The 19,955-nt window shown below is 59.6% G+C and carries 20 protein-coding genes and 1 pseudogene; 15 read left to right on the forward strand and 6 right to left on the reverse strand.

The window, feature by feature from the left end:
• The first annotated feature begins 27 nt into the window (after nt 1-27).
• Together AACY44_RS20710 and AACY44_RS20715 are read left to right on the forward strand one after the other, a co-directional pair.
• Nucleotides 28-570: a sigma-70 family RNA polymerase sigma factor gene (locus tag AACY44_RS20710; protein ID WP_339436949.1), complete on the forward strand. Its 543-nt coding sequence runs from the start codon at nt 28-30 to the stop codon at nt 568-570.
• Nucleotides 567-1,499 carry a FecR family protein gene (locus tag AACY44_RS20715; protein ID WP_339530956.1) on the forward strand — a complete coding sequence of 311 codons (933 nt, stop codon included), beginning with the start codon at nt 567-569 and terminating at the stop codon, nt 1,497-1,499. The genes AACY44_RS20710 and AACY44_RS20715 overlap by 4 nt, the downstream gene beginning before the upstream one ends.
• Here the strand turns inward: AACY44_RS20715 and AACY44_RS20720 are convergent.
• Complete coding sequence (locus AACY44_RS20720) at nt 1,496-3,313, reverse strand: sigma-54-dependent Fis family transcriptional regulator (RefSeq protein ID WP_339420837.1); 1,818 nt, start codon at nt 3,311-3,313, stop codon at nt 1,496-1,498. The genes AACY44_RS20715 and AACY44_RS20720 overlap by 4 nt on opposite strands.
• Nucleotides 3,314-3,587: 274 nt before the next feature.
• On the opposite strand from AACY44_RS20720, the gene AACY44_RS20725 reads away from it, so the two are divergent.
• The 6 genes from AACY44_RS20725 to AACY44_RS20750 are packed head-to-tail and all read left to right on the forward strand — an operon-like array spanning nt 3,588 to nt 9,511.
• Nucleotides 3,588-4,682 (forward strand): ABC transporter ATP-binding protein, encoded by a 1,095-nt coding sequence (locus tag AACY44_RS20725; protein WP_339420835.1) that lies wholly within the window; start codon nt 3,588-3,590, stop codon nt 4,680-4,682.
• A complete protein-coding gene (locus AACY44_RS20730; protein ID WP_339420833.1) occupies nt 4,682-5,779 on the forward strand; it encodes an ABC transporter ATP-binding protein in 1,098 nt (365 codons plus the stop codon). Before AACY44_RS20725 ends, AACY44_RS20730 begins: the two co-directional genes overlap by 1 nt.
• Entirely contained in the window at nt 5,776-6,642 is an 867-nt protein-coding gene (locus AACY44_RS20735) for a carbohydrate ABC transporter permease (protein ID WP_339420831.1), read from the forward strand. Before AACY44_RS20730 ends, AACY44_RS20735 begins: the two co-directional genes overlap by 4 nt.
• Before the next feature lie 10 nt (nt 6,643-6,652).
• Entirely contained in the window at nt 6,653-7,453 is an 801-nt protein-coding gene (locus tag AACY44_RS20740) for a carbohydrate ABC transporter permease (RefSeq protein ID WP_003232361.1), read from the forward strand.
• A gap of 10 nt (nt 7,454-7,463) precedes the next feature.
• Nucleotides 7,464-7,736, forward strand: coding sequence for a DUF2160 domain-containing protein (locus tag AACY44_RS20745; RefSeq protein WP_339530957.1), 273 nt, complete (start codon nt 7,464-7,466; stop codon nt 7,734-7,736).
• A gap of 32 nt (nt 7,737-7,768) precedes the next feature.
• Nucleotides 7,769-9,511 (forward strand): ABC transporter substrate-binding protein, encoded by a 1,743-nt coding sequence (locus AACY44_RS20750; RefSeq protein WP_339420828.1) that lies wholly within the window; start codon nt 7,769-7,771, stop codon nt 9,509-9,511.
• 140 nt (nt 9,512-9,651) lie between these two features.
• Here AACY44_RS20750 and AACY44_RS20755 read toward each other — a convergent pair whose 3' ends face one another.
• Both AACY44_RS20755 and AACY44_RS20760 read right to left on the reverse strand, forming a co-directional pair.
• Nucleotides 9,652-10,080, reverse strand: a complete 429-nt coding sequence (locus AACY44_RS20755) for a hypothetical protein (protein ID WP_339420826.1) — start codon at nt 10,078-10,080, stop codon at nt 9,652-9,654.
• A gap of 316 nt (nt 10,081-10,396) precedes the next feature.
• Entirely contained in the window at nt 10,397-11,185 is a 789-nt protein-coding gene (locus tag AACY44_RS20760) for an AraC family transcriptional regulator (RefSeq protein WP_339420824.1), read from the reverse strand.
• Nucleotides 11,186-11,271: 86 nt separating this feature from the next.
• Between AACY44_RS20760 and AACY44_RS20765 the strand changes: the two genes are divergently transcribed.
• The 4 genes and pseudogenes from AACY44_RS20765 to AACY44_RS20780 form a co-directional block, all read left to right on the forward strand.
• A complete protein-coding gene (locus AACY44_RS20765) occupies nt 11,272-12,270 on the forward strand; it encodes a bile acid:sodium symporter family protein (protein ID WP_339436940.1) in 999 nt (332 codons plus the stop codon).
• A gap of 87 nt (nt 12,271-12,357) precedes the next feature.
• Nucleotides 12,358-13,539 (forward strand): sugar transporter, encoded by a 1,182-nt coding sequence (locus AACY44_RS20770; protein ID WP_339420820.1) that lies wholly within the window; start codon nt 12,358-12,360, stop codon nt 13,537-13,539.
• Nucleotides 13,540-13,651: 112 nt separating this feature from the next.
• Nucleotides 13,652-14,356: an aquaporin Z gene (gene aqpZ, locus AACY44_RS20775; RefSeq protein ID WP_339420818.1), complete on the forward strand. Its 705-nt coding sequence runs from the start codon at nt 13,652-13,654 to the stop codon at nt 14,354-14,356.
• A gap of 107 nt (nt 14,357-14,463) precedes the next feature.
• Nucleotides 14,464-14,603, forward strand: a pseudogene (locus AACY44_RS20780) (LLM class flavin-dependent oxidoreductase); the annotation flags it as partial.
• Between the two features lie 56 nt (nt 14,604-14,659).
• On the opposite strand, the gene AACY44_RS20785 reads toward AACY44_RS20780, so the two are convergent.
• The gene (locus AACY44_RS20785) at nt 14,660-15,007 is read right to left on the reverse strand and encodes a hypothetical protein (RefSeq protein WP_339436938.1); all 348 of its coding nucleotides are present in this window, start codon (nt 15,005-15,007) and stop codon (nt 14,660-14,662) included.
• Between the two features lie 91 nt (nt 15,008-15,098).
• Here AACY44_RS20785 and AACY44_RS20790 point away from each other — a divergent pair, with 91 nt between their 5' ends.
• From AACY44_RS20790 to AACY44_RS20800, 3 genes are all read left to right on the forward strand, one after another.
• Nucleotides 15,099-15,434: a hypothetical protein gene (locus tag AACY44_RS20790; protein ID WP_339530958.1), complete on the forward strand. Its 336-nt coding sequence runs from the start codon at nt 15,099-15,101 to the stop codon at nt 15,432-15,434.
• Nucleotides 15,435-15,489: 55 nt separating this feature from the next.
• Nucleotides 15,490-16,398: a glutaminase B gene (glsB, locus tag AACY44_RS20795; RefSeq protein WP_339428496.1), complete on the forward strand. Its 909-nt coding sequence runs from the start codon at nt 15,490-15,492 to the stop codon at nt 16,396-16,398.
• A gap of 202 nt (nt 16,399-16,600) precedes the next feature.
• A complete protein-coding gene (locus AACY44_RS20800; RefSeq protein ID WP_339420812.1) occupies nt 16,601-16,801 on the forward strand; it encodes a hypothetical protein in 201 nt (66 codons plus the stop codon).
• A gap of 651 nt (nt 16,802-17,452) precedes the next feature.
• Here AACY44_RS20800 and AACY44_RS20805 read toward each other — a convergent pair.
• On the reverse strand, nt 17,453-18,697 hold the full coding sequence (locus AACY44_RS20805) for a saccharopine dehydrogenase family protein (RefSeq protein ID WP_339420810.1): 1,245 nt from the start codon (nt 18,695-18,697) through the stop codon (nt 17,453-17,455).
• Between the two features lie 28 nt (nt 18,698-18,725).
• On the reverse strand, nt 18,726-19,823 hold the full coding sequence (locus AACY44_RS20810) for a carboxynorspermidine decarboxylase (protein ID WP_339428498.1): 1,098 nt from the start codon (nt 19,821-19,823) through the stop codon (nt 18,726-18,728).
• Between the last annotated feature and the right edge of the window lie 132 nt (nt 19,824-19,955).

Below are 19,955 nucleotides of genomic sequence, written 5' to 3' on the forward strand. Positions count from 1 at the left end.
CACTTCCCATTTGAGATATTTTTGCGCATGCATGACATTCCCGCCGCGCTGGATGACTCCGTCCGGCAGCAGACCCTCACGGCGATGTACAGCGAGCACCACGGCTGGTTGCACGGCTGGCTGCGCAAGAAACTCGGTTGCTCCCAGCATGCCGCCGACCTGGCGCATGACGCGTTCATCCGTGTACTGATGCTGGCCGAACCGCAAAATATCAAGGAACCCCGTGCCTTCCTGGCCACCACGGCAGGGCGGTTGTTGATCGACGGCGCCCGTCGTCGCCGTATCGAAAAAGCCTACATGGAAGCGTTGGTGATCCAGTGCGAAGATGCCGGCATGCCGGACCCGGCCGCGATTCATGTGGCGCTGCAAGCCCTGGAACGTATCGCCGAGATGCTCGCGGGCTTGCCTGCCAACGTCCGCGAAGCGTTCCTGTTGAGTCGCCTCGATGGGCTGACCTACAGCGAAATCGCCACGCGCCTGGACGTCTCTTCCAGCACCGTCAAAAACTACATCTCCAGCGCCCTGGTGCATTGCTACCACAGCCTGCACCCGACAGACACGCTGGAATGAGCGCCGAGCAGATCATCCAGCAAGCGGCGCAGTGGCTGACCCGCCTGCACGACGAGGATGCCAGCGACGCCGACCGTCACGCGTTTAATGCCTGGTGCCAGGCCGACCCGCGTCACGCCGTGGCCATTGAACGCATGCGCGCCTTGTGGGGCAGCCTCGACACCTTGCCCGCCAAGCCCGCCCGTGTTGCCCTTAACCGCGCGTTTACCCCGCAACGTCCGCGTGGTGCGCAGGTGGCGGGCTTGCTCGGCGTGGTCTTGTGCGGCTGGCTGGGCTTGCAACACGTGCCGGTCTGGATGGCCGACCAGCGCACCGCCGTCGGCGAGCGCCGGCAGATTGCCCTCGAAGACGGCAGCCAGTTGCAGCTCAACAGCAACTCGGCAGTCGACGTGAAATTCGACGGGCATCAACGCGTGATCGAGCTGTTGCAAGGTGAACTCTGGGTCGAAGTGGCCAAGGATGCGCAGCGGCCTTTTGTGGTCCGCACCGACCAAGGCACGGCCACCGCATTGGGTACACGCTATCTGGTCAAGCGGGCGGCAGACGGCACCACGGTCGTCACGGTGATCGAGTCCAGCGTGGCGGTCAAAGGTGAAGCCAGCGATGGGGTCAAGGTCACGGCCGGCCAGCGTTCGGTCCTTGACCACGGCCGCGCCCAGCCGCCGCAAGCCATCGTCGATGCCGACCCGGATGCTTGGACCCGCGGCCTGCTCAAAGTCAACGACCAACCCCTGAGCGAGGTGCTGCAAACCCTCGCCAGCTATCGCCATGGCATGCTGCGCTTCGACCCTCAGGCCCTGCAGAACCTGCGGGTATCGGGCGTCTTCAAGCTGGATGACACGGCGGCGGCGCTGTCGTCACTGGCGGATAACCTGCCGATCCAGGTGGAGTACTTCACCGACCTGCTGGTGGTGGTCAAGCCGCGCTAGCCTTCGTTCTGGCGCAGGCGCTTGTACAAGGTATTGCGGCTCACCCCCAGCTCGCGTGCCAGGTGGGAAATATTCCCGCCGGCAGCCTTCAAGCGCTGGTTCAGGTCGAGGCTGTCATCCAGCTCGTCATTGGCGGGCCGTGGCGCCGCTACGTCCAAATCCACAAAAAAGTCATCCGGTAGATGCTCCGGGCGGATCGGCTGTTCCTCCGCCATGGCCAGTGCCACCCGCAGCACACTGCTGACCTGGCGCAAGTTCCCCGGCCATGGATGCTGATCGAACAGCGCCAGCACTTCGGCGCTCAGGCCCGCCCATTGGGTCGGCTCGCGGTGTTGCTGCCACAGTTGCTGGAACAGCGCCTGCTTGTCCGTACGCTCGCGCAACGGCGGCAGCTCCAGCGTCAGGCCGCCGATACGGTAGTACAAATCCTCACGAAACCGCCCAGCCTTCACGCGTTCGCGTAACGCGTGGTTGGTGGCCGAGATGATGCGTAAATCCACCGGGAACAACTCGCTGCTGCCCACCGGCTGTACGCAACGCTCCTGCAATACCCGCAGCAGGCGGGCCTGTGTCGGCAGCGGCATATCACCGATTTCATCCAGAAACAGCGTGCCCTTGTCGGCCTTGCGGATCAGGCCGATGCTGCCTTTTTGATTGGCGCCGGTGAACGCGCCTTTTTCGTAGCCGAACAGTTCCGATTCCACCAGTTCAGCGGGAATCGCCGCGCAGTTCACCGCAATGAACGCCTTCTGGCTACGCGAGCTGGCCTGGTGCAGAGCTTTGACGAACACTTCCTTGCCCACGCCGGTTTCACCGTGGATCAGCAGGGGGATGTCCTTCTCCAGTAAGCGCTCGGCCTGACGCACGGCTTTCTCCACGCGCACATCACCAAAATGCAGGGTATTGAGGCCAATCGACGTGGGTTTCGCCGGCACCGGTTCAGTGAATATGCGGGCCTGCACGGGCCTCTGCTGAGGCCGCTTCAACAGGCACTGGAACCGGTTGCGTCCCGCCGCTTGCAGCGAGAAGGGCAACCCCTCCGGCTGGTTCAACAATTCCAGCAACGACACCTTGAACAAACTGTCGATCATCACCCGCGACAAACTGATGCCCAACAGGTTGTCGGCACGACGGTTGGCCGACAGCACTTGGCCGCTCTCATCAAAAATCAGCAGACCGGCCCACTGGCTATCCAGATTGCTCAAGCCAGTGTTAAAGGTCAGTTGGAAATGTTCACCGCGAAACAGGTTGAGGATGAGCCGGTTTTCCACGGTCTGGCTCATCATCTTAACCATGCCCAAGGTGTGGGAGGGCGGCAGGTAGCTGTCGCTGGACACATCCAGCACCGCGATGATCTCGCGCTGGGCATCAAAGATCGGCGCCGCTGAGCCCGTCATGAAGCGGTTGGCCTTGAGAAAGTGCTCATCGTGTTCGATACGCACCGCCTGGGCACAGGCCAGCGCGGTGCCGATAGCGTTGGTGCCGCTGGAACGTTCCACCCAACTGGCGCCGGGGTTGAAGCCCCGAGCCAGCTTGGGCTCGATAAAACGCTGGGTGCCCCAGCGGGTCAGCACCTGGCCCTGGTTGTCAGCCAACATGATCAGGCAATTGGAGTTGCTGAGGATGTTCTCGTAGTAGGGCAGCACTTCTTGATGGGTGGTTTGCACCAGCGAGTGCTGGCTTTCGAGCAATTGGCTGATGCACTCGGCGGGCAGTTGGTCGAAGCTGGGCGTGCTCTGGTGGTCCAGGCCGAAGGCGCGGCAACGGCGCCAGGATTCCTGGATAAGGGTGTCGTGAGCCAAGGGTTCGGCCATGGGGTCGACCTTCGTTTTTATTATTATTGGGCTTGCACAATTTATCTGAAGAAACCGGCCACGTATGCCCTGTGTTGTTGATGAGAGTGTTGTTCATAACTGTTCATTGTCAAGGCGCTGATTGTTCAGTTGTTCAGCCTGCGTTGTTCATTTCTGTTCACACCTGAACATCCCATTCAGCCCATTTCCTTGCGCATCAAACACTTGCGGTTTTGGCACGAAACTCGCTCTGACATCTCGCCAGATTCATTCCAATAATAAAAAAGGTCGTGTCATGTCATTGACCCTGGAAAATGTCTCCCGCGTTGTCGAAGGCCAAACCTGGATCGACGACGCCAACCTGCGTTTCGAAGCCGGCTCCTTCAACGTCCTGCTCGGTCGCACCCTGTCCGGCAAGACCAGTCTGATGCGCCTGATGGCCGGCTTGGACAAACCCAGCAGTGGCCGCATCCTGATGAACGGTGTGGATGTCACGCAAAAGCCGGTGCGCCTGCGCAACGTGTCGATGGTGTATCAGCAGTTCATCAACTACCCGACCATGACCGTGTTTGAGAACATCGCCTCGCCGTTGCGCCAGGCTGGCGTGTCCGACGAGGTGATCCAGGGCAAGGTGCTGGAAACTGCGAAGATGCTACGCATCGAGAAATTCCTCCAGCGCCACCCGCTGGAACTCTCCGGTGGCCAGCAGCAACGCACGGCCATGGCCCGCGCGTTGGTCAAGGACGCCGAATTGATCCTGTTCGATGAGCCGTTGGTGAACCTGGACTACAAACTGCGAGAAGAGCTGCGTCAGGAAATGCGCGAACTCTTCGCAGCACGTCACACCATTGCCATCTACGCCACCACCGAGCCCAATGAAGCGTTGGCCCTCGGTGGCACCACCACCATTCTTCACGAAGGCCGGGTGATCCAGAGCGGTAAAGCCGCCGAGGTGTATCACCAGCCGCAGACCGTGCTGGCCGCTGAGCTGTTTTCCGAACCGCCGATCAACCTGATGCCAGGGCGTATCAGTGGCAACGAAGTGAGCTTCGCCAATTTCGTGCACTTCCCGCTGAACGTCGACCTGCGCCCCATCGGCGAAGGCGATTTCCGTTTTGGCGCACGCCCCAGCCATATCAGCCTGGTACCGAGCAACGACGACGACCTAGAACTGGCGGTGACCGTGGAAGTCGCGGAGATCAGCGGCTCGGAAACCTTCCTGCACGTACGCAGCGAACACTTCCTGCTGGTGCTGCACCTGTCGGGGGTGCACGAATACGACGTCGACGCGCCGATTCGCGTGTATATCCCCACCCATAAACTGTTTGTGTTCGATGGCCAGGGCCGTTTGGTCCAGGCCCCCGGGCGCCGTGTCGCGAGGGTTGCCTGATGGCCGAGATCCATTTGCAGAACCTGGCGCATAGCTACAGCCCTACGCCGAGTGGTCCTGAGGACTACGCGATTCGGGAAATGAACCACGTGTGGGAGCAGGGGGGAGCCTACGCCTTGCTCGGGCCGTCCGGCTGCGGCAAGTCGACCTTGCTCAATATCATTTCCGGCCTGCTCAGCCCGTCTGAAGGCCAGGTGCTGTTCGACGGCAAGGCGGTCAACGAACTCACTCCGGAAAAACGCAACATTGCCCAGGTGTTCCAGTTCCCGGTGGTGTACGACACCATGACGGTGTTCGACAACCTGGCATTTCCCCTGCGCAACCAGGGCATGGCTGAGGCGAAAATTCACAGCAAGGTGCAGGAAATTGCCGAAGTCCTCGACCTGCACAGCCTGTTGAGCAAAAAAGCACGCAACCTCACCGCCGACGAAAAGCAGAAAGTCTCCATGGGCCGTGGCCTGGTGCGCGACGACGTGTCGGCGATCCTGTTCGACGAACCGCTGACGGTGATCGACCCGCACCTCAAATGGAAGCTGCGGCGCAAGCTCAAGCAGATCCACGAGCAATTCAACATCACCATGGTCTACGTGACCCACGACCAGTTGGAGGCCTCGACCTTCGCCGACAAGATCGCGGTGATGTACGGCGGCCAGATCGTGCAGTTCGGCACGCCCCGTGACTTGTTCGAACGGCCGAGCCACACCTTTGTCGGCTATTTCATCGGCAGCCCTGGGATGAATCTGATCGAGGTGCAGGCCGAGGCGGGTGGGGTGCGGTTTGCCGGCACGCACCTGCCATTGTCCGAGGCTTTGCAGCAACGTATTGCCAGCACCGATTACAAGAAATTGCAGGTAGGTATCCGTCCGGAATTTATCCACGTGTGGGACGAGCACAGCCCTGACGCCCTGCAGGCTGATGTCACACACCTTGAAGACCTCGGCACCTACAAGATCCTCACCCTCAACCTTGACGGCGCCACGCTCAAAGTGCGTCTGTCCGAAGATAAAGCGGTGCCCGAAGGCAAGGCTTCCATCAGTTTCCCGTCGCAATGGCTGATGGTGTATGCCGACGATTACCTGCAGGAGGCGCTGCCATGAACAAGGTGCAGAACAACAAGGCCTGGTGGCTGGTGTTGCCGGTGTTCCTGCTGGTGGCGTTCAGTGCGGTAATCCCGATGATGACCGTGGTCAACTATTCGGTGCAGGACATCTTTGACCAATCCAGCCGCTACTTCGTCGGTGTGGAGTGGTACAAGCAAGTGCTGCTCGACCCGCGTCTGCATGATTCGCTGCTGCGTCAGTTCATCTACTCGGCCTGCGTGCTGCTGATCGAAATCCCACTGGGCATCGCCATCGCCCTGACCATGCCGACCAAGGGCCGCTGGTCGTCGCTGGTGTTGATCATCCTCGCCATTCCGCTGCTGATTCCATGGAACGTGGTGGGCACTATTTGGCAGATTTTCGGGCGCGCCGACATCGGTTTGTTGGGTTACAGCCTCAACGCCCTGGGCATCAGCTACAACTACGCGGCCAACACGGCGGACGCCTGGGTCACCGTGCTGGTAATGGACGTGTGGCACTGGACGTCGCTGGTAGCGCTGCTCTGTTATTCGGGACTGCGCGCCATTCCGGATGTGTACTACCAGGCTGCGCGGATTGATCGGGCATCCGCCTGGGCAGTTTTCCGACATATCCAGTTGCCGAAGATGAAAAGCGTGCTGCTGATCGCGGTAATGCTGCGTTTCATGGACAGCTTCATGATCTATACCGAGCCCTTCGTCCTCACGGGCGGTGGACCGGGTAACGCCACCACCTTCCTGAGTCAGACACTGACCCAGATGGCCGTAGGCCAATTCGACCTGGGCCCGGCGGCGGCATTCTCGCTGGTGTATTTCCTGATCATTCTGTTGGTGTCCTGGCTGTTCTACACCGCCATGACCCACTCCGACGCCAATCGCTGAGGCCGCCAACATGAGCAAGCGCAAGCTTATACCGCTGCTGATCTACATCCTGTTCCTGCTGGTGCCGATCTATTGGCTGCTGAACATGTCCTTCAAGAGCAACACCGAAATCCTCGGCGGGCTGACGCTGTTTCCGCAGGATTTCACCCTGGCCAACTACAAGGTGATCTTCACCGATCCAAGCTGGTACACCGGCTACCTCAACTCGCTGTACTACGTGAGCCTGAACACGGTGATCTCCTTGAGCGTGGCGCTGCCGGCGGCCTATGCGTTTTCGCGCTACCGTTTCCTCGGCGACAAGCATCTGTTTTTCTGGCTGCTGACCAACCGTATGGCGCCGCCGGCGGTGTTTTTGCTGCCGTTCTTCCAGCTGTATTCGTCGATCGGTCTGTTTGACACGCACATCGCCGTCGCCCTGGCGCACTGCCTGTTCAACGTGCCGTTGGCGGTGTGGATCCTCGAAGGCTTCATGTCCGGCGTACCTAAGGAAATCGACGAAACCGCCTACATCGATGGCTACTCGTTTCCTAAGTTTTTCGTGAAGATTTTTATCCCGTTGATTGGCTCCGGTATCGGTGTGACCGCGTTTTTCTGCTTCATGTTTTCCTGGGTCGAACTGCTGCTGGCGCGCACCCTGACCTCGGTCAACGCCAAGCCTATTGCGGCGGTGATGACGCGCACGGTCTCGGCGTCGGGTATCGATTGGGGCGTACTGGCGGCGGCGGGGGTGTTGACTATCCTTCCCGGCATGCTGGTGATCTGGTTTGTTCGCAACCACGTGGCCAAGGGCTTTGCCCTGGGCCGGGTCTGAGGAGTCGATGATGGAATGGATGGCCTGGACCACCCCCACGGCGCTGTTCTTTGGCGGCATAGCCCAGATCCTGGCGGGCATGACCACTTGGGAACTGCGCTCGCCGAGTATCCCCCGGCGGGGGGTTCTGCCGATCAGCACCACCCGTGGTGATCGTTTGTTTATCGGTCTTCTCGGTAGCGCTTACCTGCATTTGCTGGTCATCGGCGTTACCGACTGGAGCATCTGGGTGGCGTCCGCGCTCTCCCTGGTATGGCTGTTGAGTGTGATGCGTTGGGGCTGAAGCCCTTGTGAATAAACCACCTGGAGGTCTCTATGTTGAATAAAAACAATAAGCTGCGACATAGCATTTCATTGGCCGCCGTACTGGCCCTCAGCGGTTTGAGCGCCTCGGCCTGGGCCGATGCGTATGAAGATGCCGCAAAAAAATGGATCGGCAGCGAGTTCAAGCCGTCGACGCTCACCGAAGCCCAACAGCTCGAAGAGTTGAAGTGGTTCATCAAAGCCGCCGAACCCTTCCGTGGTATGAAGATCAACGTGGTGTCGGAAACCCTCACCACCCACGAGTACGAGTCCAAGGTGCTGGCCAAGGCCTTCACTGAAATCACCGGGATCAATCTGACCCACGACCTGCTGCAGGAAGGCGACGTGGTGGAGAAACTGCAAACCCAGATGCAGTCCGACAAGAACATCTATGATGGCTGGGTCAATGACTCGGACCTGATCGGTACGCACTTTCGCTACGGCAAGACCGAATCCATCACCGACCTGATGGCCAATGAAGGCAAGAGCTTCACCTCACCGACCCTTGACCTCAAGGACTTCATCGGCATCTCATTCACCACTGCGCCGGACGGCAAGATCTACCAATTGCCCGACCAACAGTTCGCCAACCTCTACTGGTTCCGCGCCGACTGGTTCGAGCGTCCGGAGCTGAAAGCCAAGTTCAAGGAAAAATACGGCTACGACCTCGGTGTGCCGGTGAACTGGTCGGCCTATGAAGACATCGCCAAGTTCTTCAGCGAAGACGTCAAGGAAATCGACGGCAAGCGCATTTATGGGCACATGGACTACGGCAAGAAGGACCCGTCCCTGGGCTGGCGCTTCACCGATGCCTGGTTCTCCATGGCCGGTGGCGGCGACAAGGGCCTGCCCAACGGCTTGCCGGTGGACGAGTGGGGCATTCGTGTGGAGGACTGCCACCCGGTGGGCTCCAGCGTCACCCGTGGCGGCGACACCAACGGCCCGGCCGCGGTATTTGCCACACAGAAATACGTGGACTGGATGAAAGCCTACGCGCCACCGGAAGCGGCGGGCATGACCTTCTCCGAATCCGGCCCGGTGCCGTCCCAAGGCAACATCGCCCAGCAGATCTTTTGGTACACCGCGTTTACCGCCGATATGGTCAAACCGGGCCTGCCGGTGGTGAATGCCGACGGCACGCCGAAATGGCGCATGGCGCCGTCACCTGTCGGACCGTATTGGGAAAAGGGCATGAAGAAGGGCTATCAGGACGTCGGTTCCTGGACCTTCCTCAAGTCGACGCCGGAGAAACAGAAACTCGCGGCCTGGCTTTACGCGCAGTTCGTGACCTCGAAGACCGTGTCACTGAAGAAAACCATCGTTGGCCTGACGCCGATTCGTGAGTCCGACATCAACTCCCAGGCCATGACCGACATGGCGCCGAAACTGGGGGGGTTGGTGGAGTTCTACCGCAGCCCGGCCCGTACCGAATGGTCGCCAACCGGCACCAACGTGCCGGACTACCCACGCCTTGCGCAACTGTGGTGGAGCAACATTGCCGCTGCTGCCAGCGGCGAGAAAACCCCGCAGCAAGCGCTGGACAACCTGGCCAAGGAGCAAGACGCGATCATGGCGCGCCTGGAACGCTCCAAGGTGCAGCCGGTGTGCGGTCCGAAAATGAACCCCGAGCGTGACGCGCAATACTGGTTCGACCAGCCGGGCGCGCCAAAACCGAAACTGGCGAATGAGAAGCCCAAAGGCGAGACCGTGAGCTACAGCGACCTGCTCAAGTCGTGGGAGGCGGCGCGTAAGTAAGCGCTTTGAGTGAAGCAAAACGGCACTCAGGTGCCGTTTTGTTTTTCCGACACTCACAGCATGCAAATTTCAGAACGATACAAATCAAAGGTGGGGCTGGCTTGCCAGCTCCCACCTGTTGTCCTGCGGTGACTTGACGATCACGCCGCCTGTGGCTGAACCAGCAACTCCCCCTCGACATCCTTGACCAACTCACTGGCCAAAAACAGCGGTGCCAGGCGTTTATGCAGTTGTGGCTCGACAAACTCCTTCACCGTCTCCAGCGCCAGTACGCCGCTCAACGGCAACTCGGCCTTGGTGTACGACAACCAGGCTTTCTTCAGTGCCTGCAACACATCACTGCCGGCGGTGGTGGCGAAGCGGCGGTGGGTAGGTTTACCGTCAAAAGTGAAGGTGTGCTGGAACGTGTAGCCGGTTTCATCACCCTGGCTGGCGGTGCAGCGGATGCAGGTGCACGGGCCTTCGCCGAAAGCGCTGCGCAGGTAGGCGTTGAAGTCCACCACGGGTTTGAGTGACAGGCGCTTATCCACCTCGAACAGGTCCCCGGTCATTTTTTCGTCAGTGTTCAACGTCCATTTCCTCGCAGATTCGGCGGTTTTTCAAAGCGCGGCACAATAGCAGCCGAGCGCCTGTTTGTGGGTGATTTACATAACAATAGACCTCGATATTCTTTTCCCGTCTTAAAAATCGTGGCTACCCTCGTTCACCTTCTCAAAAGTGCGGCAGAACCCCATCACCCTCAAGCGCTTCTCTTGGACCCTTCTGGTTGCCTCGCTGGCGTGCTGAAAAAAAAGGCCGACAGCTGGAAGGACTACTTCTTTGAAGAAGCCGACAGTGGTAACGGTAGCTGACCCCCCCCAAAGTGAATTTGCAGTGTTTGAGGGGTCAGCGGAAAAACTCACCGGGTGTGGCCTCGAACTGTTGCCTGAACGCATTGATAAACGCCGACGTCGACTCATACCCACACCCCAACGCGACATCTGTTACCCGCTCGCCTTGCTCCAGGGCGGGCAGGGCGGTGAGCAACCGCAAGCGCTGGCGCCATGCGCGAAACGTCAGCCCGGTATCCCTCAAAAACAACCGGCTCAACGTCTTCTCACTCACGTCCAGCTTTTGGCTCCACTGGCCCAACGTTGTCTGCTGCTCCGGGTGCAGGTTTAAACTGCGGTAGATCTGGCGCAAGCGCGGGTCCAGTGGCAGCGGCAGCATCAAATCAACCTGCGGCGCCGCCGCCAGTTGGTCCAGTACCACCTGCGCCAAACGCCCATCCGGCCCATCCTCGGCATATTCCACCGGCAGTTCGCTGAAGCTGCGGATCAACTCGCGCAGCAAACTGCTCACTTCCAACACATGACAGCGTTCAGCCGCCCAGGCCGTGACGCTGCAATCGAGGTACAGGCTGCGCATTTCCGTGTGGGGCGAGCTGAACACGCGGTGTGGCATTCCTGCCGGTATCCACACCGCGCGCTGTGGCGGCGCTACGAAACGGCCGACGCTGGTCTGGATCTCCAGCACCCCGGAAATCGCGTAGGACAATTGCACCCAAGGGTGGCTGTGCCGACGGGTCAGCGCGCGGTTGGGCAGCGATTCAGTGCGCCCATATACCGGCCGTGGCAGGCTGGAGAGCCCGGGCACACTGCGGCGGACGGTCTTGTCATGTCCTTTAGGCGGCATTTACTGGCTCATTGGCGTTAGTCGGTAATAAACCGTTACGTTAGAGTCGCGGTGACGCTCTTGGCAACCCCTGGAAGATCCTGCTTATGACCCGCCCGCGTTTCCTGCCCGACAACTTCACCCTGACGCTGATCGCCACGGTGATCCTCGCCTCCCTGTTGCCCGCCAGCGGCCAGACCGCCGTGGCCTTCGGCTGGGTCACCAACCTGGCCATTGCGCTGCTGTTTTTCCTGCACGGCGCCAAGCTGTCGCGCCAGGCCATTGTTGCTGGCGCCGGTCACTGGCGCCTGCACCTGCTGGTGTTCAGCCTGACCTTCGTGCTGTTCCCGCTGTTGGGCCTGGCGCTCAAGCCGCTGTTGTCACCGCTGATCGGCAACGACCTGTACATGGGCATGCTCTACCTCTGCGCTTTACCGGCTACCGTGCAGTCGGCGATTGCCTTCACGTCCCTGGCACGCGGCAATATCCCGGCGGCGATTTGCAGTGCGGCGGCCTCCAGCCTGTTTGGCATCTTCCTCACGCCGCTGTTGGTGACGTTGCTGCTCGACGTGCACGGTGACGGCGGCTCGACCGTCGACGCAATCCTGAAAATCAGCGTGCAATTGCTGCTGCCGTTCATCGCCGGGCAGATCGCGCGTCGCTGGATTGGTGAGTGGGTGGGGCGCAATAAATCCTGGCTGAAATTCGTCGATCAAGGCTCGATCCTGCTGGTGGTGTACGGCGCGTTCAGCGAAGCGGTCAATGAAGGCATCTGGCACCAGATCCCTCTGTGGGAGCTGGGCGGGCTGGTGGTGGCGTGCTGCGTGTTGCTGGCCTTGGTGTTGGTGGCGTCGGCGGTGCTGGGCAAGGCCTTCGGCTTTAACCAGGAAGACCGCATCACCATTCTGTTCTGCGGCTCGAAGAAGAGCCTCGCGACCGGCGTGCCGATGGCTCAGGTGCTGTTTGCCGGCGCGACCATGGGCGTACTGATCCTGCCATTGATGCTGTTTCACCAGATCCAACTGATGGTGTGCGCGGCACTGGCCCAGCGTTACGCCAATCGGCCAGAATCGATTCAGGAGCTGACGGCGCAAGTCGATCCTTGAGGCTCGTGTTACTATTTTTCCGCGCTGCTCAAGGGCCGGCACTGGGCCGGCTTGATCAACGCGGAAACTGAGTAGACCGACCCGTCAATGAGCATTTCAGCCGCAACCCCCCAAACCAATTGGCAACCGGTCATCGCCCTCGCGTTGGCCGCCTTTGTGTTTAATACCACCGAATTCGTGCCCGTTGGGCTGCTCAGTGCCATCGGTGCCAGCTTCGACATGCCGGTGTCCAGCGTCGGCCTGATGCTCACGATCTACGCCTGGATCGTGTCCCTGACCTCCCTGCCGGTGATGCTGCTCACCCGCAACATCGAACGGCGCAAGCTGCTGATCGTGCTGTTTTGCATGTTTATCGTCAGCCACATTCTCTCCAGTGTCGCCAACAGCTTCGGCCTCCTGATGCTCAGCCGCATCGGCATTGCCTTGTCCCATGCGCTGTTCTGGTCGATCACCGCGTCGCTGGCGGTACGTCTAGCGCCGGAAGGCAAGCAGGTGCAAGCCCTCGGCCTTCTGGCCACCGGTACTTCCCTGGCGATGGTCCTGGGCATTCCGCTGGGTCGCCTGCTCGGCGAAGCCATGGGCTGGCGCACCACGTTCCTGGTGATCGGCGCCTTCGCTGCCGCGCTGGTGTTCTGGCTGGCGCGCACCTTGCCGCTATTGCCGAGCCAGAACTCCGGCTCCCTGCGCAGCCTGCCGCTGCTGTTCAAGCGCCCGGCGCTGGTAGCGCTTTATGTGCTTACCGCGATGACCGTCACCGCGCAATTCACCGCCTACAGCTACATCGAACCCTTCGTCGAAGGCGTGGCCGGTATGAGCGGCAGCGCGGTGACCCTGATCCTGCTGGTATTCGGCGGCGCGGGCATCATCGGCTCGCTGCTGTTCAGCCTGGTGCACCGCTTCAACCCGCATGTATTCGTCGTCGGCGCGGTATTTATTCTGGCCGCGTGCCTGGCGCTGCTACTGCCGTTGAGCGGTGCGCAATCCTACCTGGTGGTGCTGAGTATTTTCTGGGGCATGGCGATCATGGGCTTTGGCCTTGCCATGCAGTCCAAAGTGCTGGTACTGGCACCGGACGCCACCGACGTGGCCATGGCGATGTTCTCCGGCATTTACAACATCGGCATCGGCGGCGGCGCACTGATGGGCAGCTGGGTCGGCAGCCAGTTCGGCTTCGCCTGGATCGGCGCGGCGGGCGGGTTGCTGGCGGCGGTGGCGTTGATTGGGTATTGCTTGGCGATCAGGCAGTTTGGGCCGGGTGTGCCCAGGTAGGAGCAAACAAGCTCGCTCCTACGACCAGACAAGTCTTACACAGTATTTTGATACCCATTGCTACCGTCGCCCAGGGCCGCCCACCGCCTGTGGTGACGGCACTTGAACAGCAATGGAGTTGATTGTGCATAAGCGTTTGACCGCAGAATTCATGGGTACTTTCTGGCTGACATTCGGCGGCTGTGGCAGCGCCATCCTGGCGGCGGCATTCCCGGATTTAGGCATTGGTTTTGTGGGCGTTTCGCTGGCGTTTGGTCTCACGGTATTGACCATGGCCTACGCGGTAGGGGGAATCTCCGGCGGGCATTTCAACCCTGCAGTGACCATTGGCCTATGGGCGGGGCGCCGCATTCCTGCGGGGGATGTGCTGCCGTACATCGCGGCGCAGGTCAGCGCAGCGATTGTCGCCGCTGCGGCGTTGTACCTGATTGCCAGCGGGCAGCCGGATTTCGCTGTGGGTGGTTTTGCCGCCAACGGTTACGGCCCATTGAGCCCAGCCCTCTTCGACATGAAGGCTGCGGTGCTGGCCGAACTGATCGCCACGTTTTTCTTCGTATTCATCATCATGCGCGTGACCGCACCGGGTGCTGTGCCTGGTTTTGCGCCGATTGCCATCGGCCTGGCGCTGACCTTGATTCACTTGGTTCTGATCCCGGTGACCAATACGTCGGTGAACCCCGCCCGTAGCACCGGGCCGGCGTTGTTTGCCGGGGGCGAGTATAGGGTTCAGTTGTGGTTGTTCTGGGTGGCGCCGGTTGTTGGCGGGGTGTTGGGCGCGTTGGCAGCTCGCACATTGGGCGAGCAAAAGCCGGCTTGAAACTTTATACATTTGAGAAAATCGGTACAGCCTTAAAGCTCGACAGTGTTGGCTCTGGCAGTTGCCGCTGCACGCTGGTGAGAAAGGGTTCCCAGGTGACCTTGGCTTCGCCGGGGTATCTGGCGGGCTCGTTCACGGAGTGTGTGGAGAGAGTGATTCCGCATTTGCAGCGCAAGGGGTTGTTCCGCACGGCGTATGAAGGGAGACGTTGCGCGAGTACATGGGCCTCGCTGATCTCACATGCTGAACGCGCTCAATGTGGGAGCAGGCAAGGCAGCCCCCACAGTTCTAGCGGGGTGACCCTTAGTCCACGCAAATCGCCCGGCCGAGCTTGCCTTTTTCCACCGTCGCCGAGCAGCCGAAGTGGCTGTTGTCCGCTTGGCAGGTGCCGCTGATCGGCGTGCTGCCAGTTTGGGTGGTGACACTGGTCTGGCACTCGCCATCACACTGACTAGAGTCGGTACACGCCTTGCCTGCATCCTTGTACGGCGTGATGCATTTCCAGCTCTGCAACTTGCCGACTTGCTTCATCGTGCCGCCGCCTGCCAGGCAAGTCGATGCGGCGGAGTCTTGCGCAGGTGGCGTGTTAGGTGCTGTTGAAGTGCAAGCCGATACCAACAGCAGGGCGGCCAGGCCGATCATCAATTTCATGCAAAAGTCCTCATTGGGTAAGCGCAGCGGTGCAGTGTACGGGCAATTGGACTACTTTGATTGACGAGCGATCCCTACCCGGTAGTTACCCATGCACGCGTTATGGAAGCGGTATTTGGCCTTGCTGGAAAACGATCTGAGCACACAGATTTTCGACAACGTGAAAAACCTGCTGGTGTGCGCGCTGTTGTTTGCGGCAGGGACCAATACGCTCGTGGGCCAGCAGGACCTGTTTATCGGGGTGTTTGCCTCCAGCGTGGCCGGCTGGGGGCTTATTGTGCTGTCGATGCTGTTGAACGTCAGCGATGGCATCCGTCGATTGGCCAAGCTGCGTTATCACCTGGCGCTACAGCTGTTGTTGATCCTGGTGTATCTGGTGGTGGCCGAGCGGGTGGTAGAGATTGTGTGGGGCTTCCGCGCGCATTGAAGTATCCTCCGCGCCCCGCTTATTACCGATTCAAAGACAGATGACAGGACAAGATATGCAGGCGCTGCTGGACTCGATCCTTGACGAAGTGCGCCCCCTGATCGGCCTCGGCAACGTCGCCGACTACATCCCCGCGCTGGCGGATGTGCCGGCCAACCAGATCGGCATCGCCGTGTACGGCAACGACGGCTCGGCCTACCGCGCCGGTGACGCCGATACGTTGTTCTCGGTGCAGAGCATCTCCAAGGTGTTCAGCCTGGTACAGGCCATCGATCACGGCGGCGAAACCATCTGGGAACGCCTGGGCCACGAACCGTCCGGGCAACCGTTCAACTCCATGGTGCAACTGGAATTCGAGCGCGGCCGCCCACGTAATCCGTTTATCAATGCGGGCGCGCTGGTGATCTGTGACATCAACCAATCGCGCTTTGCCGTGCCAATTCTTTCGATGCGCGACTTTGTACGGCGCCTGTCCGGCAACCCGCAAATCCTGGTGAACAGCGTCGTCGCCGACTCCGAAGCCCAGCACGGCGCGCGCAACGCGGCCATGGCTTACCTGATGAAGTCCTTCGGTAACTTCCACAACGATGTAGACGCGGTGCTGCACAGCTACTTCAACTACTGCGCGTTGCAGATGAGCTGTCTGGACCTGGCCAAGGCGTTCAGCTTTCTCGCCAACGAGGGCACCAGCGCCCACAGCGGCGAGCAAATCCTGACCGCGCGCCAGACCAAGCAAGTCAACTCGATCATGGCCACCAGCGGGCTGTATGACGAGGCGGGGAACTTCGCCTATCGCGTGGGATTACCCGGCAAAAGCGGTGTGGGCGGCGGGATTGTCGCGGTGGTCCCGGGGCAGTTTACGGTGTGCGTGTGGTCGCCGGAGCTGAACGCGGCGGGGAACTCGTTGGCGGGGATGAAGGCGTTGGAGTTGTTGAGTGAGCGGATCGGATGGTCGGTGTTTTGAGGTCTCGGACGGGAAGTACGCAAATGTTGGTTCGCAAGCCGGGTGTGAGGACATGGGACACACATTGAGGTAAAGTCGAGTCTGCGTTCAACGCTTGAGGTGATCTATGCTAACTGCCATTGATCTGCCCCTGCCCTGAGCCGGAGACCAACATGTCACGTAAAAAAGTTAAGCCACAAATCACTGAGGCGCAGATTCAGGCTTGAGCACCACCCCCCGCGTCCGGCTGTTCGCCGGACCGAACGGGAGTGGAAAGAGCACGTTCAGCTCGAAAGTTCCGGCTCATTTGCTGGTGAACTACATCAACCCTGATGCAATTGAGTTGAGCATCCGTGAAACGGGGGTGTTTGAATTCGCTGCGTTTGGGCTTGATCAATATGCCATTCGGGCGATTCCGTTCTAACGTGGCCATACATTACTTTTAAAATTCCCTGATTCTCTTGCCAAGCTCGAAGACCTGATCGTGGACGGCGATCAAATCGCTTTTCCCTCACGACAAGTCGACTCTTACATAGCGTCTGCGTTGTCTGACTTTATTCGAGTTTCCTTGGTTGAGGAGCGGGTGAGTTTCCGTGCCTAAATCAGGACACACGGTGAAGAGTGTTTCTGGGGGATTTGGACTGTCTTTGATCATGGTGAAGTTCCTTTGTAAATGGAGCTGCCACGATTCGCGGTCAACCGAATTAGGGTGGCAGCTATACGCGGGTTGACCGACCGGCCAAAGAAGCAAAACCGGCATACCCGAAGGTATCCCGCGTACAGCTGCCGCGACACAATACATCAGGCGTAAAAAAAACGCCGAAGATCGGTGTAGTTGCAGTTGCTCTTTGAAGTCGGACGGTCAAATCCGGTCGCTGAATTGGCAGCGACGGCAGAGAGGTTAGTCAGCGCACTTCCGAGCGACAACCTGAAACGGTTGTGAGAAATATCCGAGAATCTGGGGCGCAGTGCCAGCTCCCACATTTTGACTTTCATTGCTCTTTGGGAGTTATGTGAGTCCCAACAAAAAATGCGCCCCTCGGGGCGCATTTTTTTGTGGTCAGCTATCGCCTATTCAGGCAATCGCGTTCCAAGCCCGATCACCGTTCTCGTCTTTAATACGAGTCGGCAACCCCATCACGTCCAGCGCTTTCAGGAACGGCTCAGCGGGCAGTTCCTCGACGTTGGCCATGTGCTTCACATCCCACTCACCGCGCGCTACCAGCAGCGCAGCGGCTACGGGGGGAACGCCTGCGGTGTACGAGATGCCCTGGCTGTCTGTCTCGGCAAAGGCTTCTTCATGGCACGCCACGTTGTAGATGAACATCTCACGCGGCTGGCCGTCCTTGGTGCCTTTGACCAGGTCGCCGATGCAGGTCTTGCCGGTGTAGCCCGGCGCGAGCGAAGACGGGTCGGGCAGTACGGCCTTGACCAGTTTCAGCGGCACGACTTCCAGGCCTTCGGCGGTGGTGACCGGCTTCTCGGAGAGCAGGCCGAGGTTTTTCAGTACGGTGAACACGTTGATGTAGTGTTCGCCGAAGCTCATCCAGAAGCGCACGTTGGGCACGTCGAGGTTTTTCGACAGTGAGTGCACTTCATCGTGGCCGGTGAGGTAAAGGTTCTGCGAACCGACGACCGGCAGGTCGTCGGTGCGTTTGACTTCGAACATGGTGTTGCTGGTCCACTGGCTGTTCTGCCAGCTCCATACCTGTCCGGTGAACTCGCGGAAGTTGATTTCCGGGTCGAAGTTGGTGGCGAAGTATTTGCCATGGGAGCCGGCATTGACGTCGAGGATGTCGATCGAGTCAATGCGGTCGAAATGCTGTTGCTGCGCCAGCGCGGCGTACGCGTTGACGACACCTGGGTCGAAGCCCACGCCAAGGATGGCGGTGATGTTCTTCTGTTTGCACTCTTCCAGGTGGTTCCATTCGTAGTTGCCGTACCACGGCGGGGTCTCGCAGACCTTGCCCGGCTCTTCGTGGATCGCGGTGTCGAGGTACGCAACGCCCGTGTCGATGCAGGCACGCAGTACCGACATGTTGAGGAACGCGGAACCCACGTTGATGACGATCTGCGATTCGGTCTCGCGGATCAGGGCCTTGGTCGCTTCCACGTCCAGGGCGTTCAGCGCGAAGGCCTGGATGTCGGCGGGAACCTTGAGGCTACCCTTGGCCTTGACGCTGTCGATGATGGCCTGGCATTTGGAGATGTTGCGCGACGCGATAGCAATACGACCGAGTTCGTCGTTGTGCTGCGCGCACTTGTGGGCCACCACCTTGGCGACACCTCCTGCACCAATGATAAGAACGTTCTTTTTCAATTGCTTTATCTCTCCTTTATCCGTCAGCTTACGAAAGGCTGGACAGGTAGTCGTCGTAACCAAATTCACGAACCACTTCGACTGTACCGTCGAGTTGTTTCACTACGATGGACGGCATTTTCAGGCCGTTGAACCAGTTTTTCTTGACCATGGTGTAGCCCGCGGTGTCGATGAACGACAGCCGATCGCCGATGGCCAGCGGACGATCAAATTGATACTCGCCGAAGATGTCCCCGGCCAGGCAGGATTTGCCGCACACCATGACGGTGTGTTCACCCTCGCTCGGTGCCAGCTTGGCGTTGAGGCGATAGATCAGCAGGTCCAGCAGGTGGGCTTCGATGGAGCTGTCTACCACGGCGAGGTTTTTGCCGTTGTAGAGGGTGTCGAGCACGGTCACTTCCAGGGAGGCGCTGTTGGTGATCGCCGCTTCGCCGGGTTCCAGGTAGACCTGCACGCCGTACTTCTCGGAGAACGCCTTCAAGCGCGCGCAGAACGCGTCCACGGCATAGTCTTCGCCGGTGAAATGGATGCCGCCGCCAAGGCTGACCCACTCGACCTTGTGCAGCAGCGCGCCGAAGCGTTCTTCGATGGTGCCGAGCATTTTGTCGAACAGGCTGAAATCGCCGTTCTCGCAGTTGTTATGGAACATGAAGCCGGAGATCTGATCAATGACGCCGTCGATCTTCACCGGGTCCCATTCGCCGAGGCGGCTAAACGGGCGCGCCGGGTCGGCCAGGAGGTAGTCGGAGCTGCTCACCTGCGGGTTCACGCGCAGGCCACGGGTCTTGCCTTCGGAACGTTCGGCAAAGCGCTGCAGCTGGCTGATCGAGTTGAAGATGATCTTGTCGCAGTTGTCCAGCATCTCTTCGATTTCATCGTCGGCCCAGGCCACACTGTAGGCGTGCGCTTCACCTTCGAATTTCTGGCGGCCGAGCTTCAATTCATACAGCGACGACGAGGTGGTGCCGTCCATGTACTGCTGCATCAGGTCGAACACCGACCAGGTGGCAAAGCACTTGAGCGCCAGCAACGCCTTGGCGCCGGACTGCTCGCGCACATAAGCAATCTTCTGCATGTTGACCAGAAGTTTCTGTTTATCGATGAGGTAGTACGGCGTTTTGATCATTTTTGAGAGCCTGCGGCGGTGCCTGCCAAAAAAGGACACGCATTGTGCCCGCACTTGGATCAGATCGAAAGGTTAGTGGGCGGAATTTGCTGCCCTTGGTTTTCAATAATACCTGGGGAGTATGACCATCTA

This window comes from Pseudomonas sp. RA_15y_Pfl1_P11, assembly GCF_963970975.1.
Classification (GTDB): Bacteria; Pseudomonadota; Gammaproteobacteria; order Pseudomonadales; family Pseudomonadaceae; genus Aquipseudomonas; species Aquipseudomonas tritici.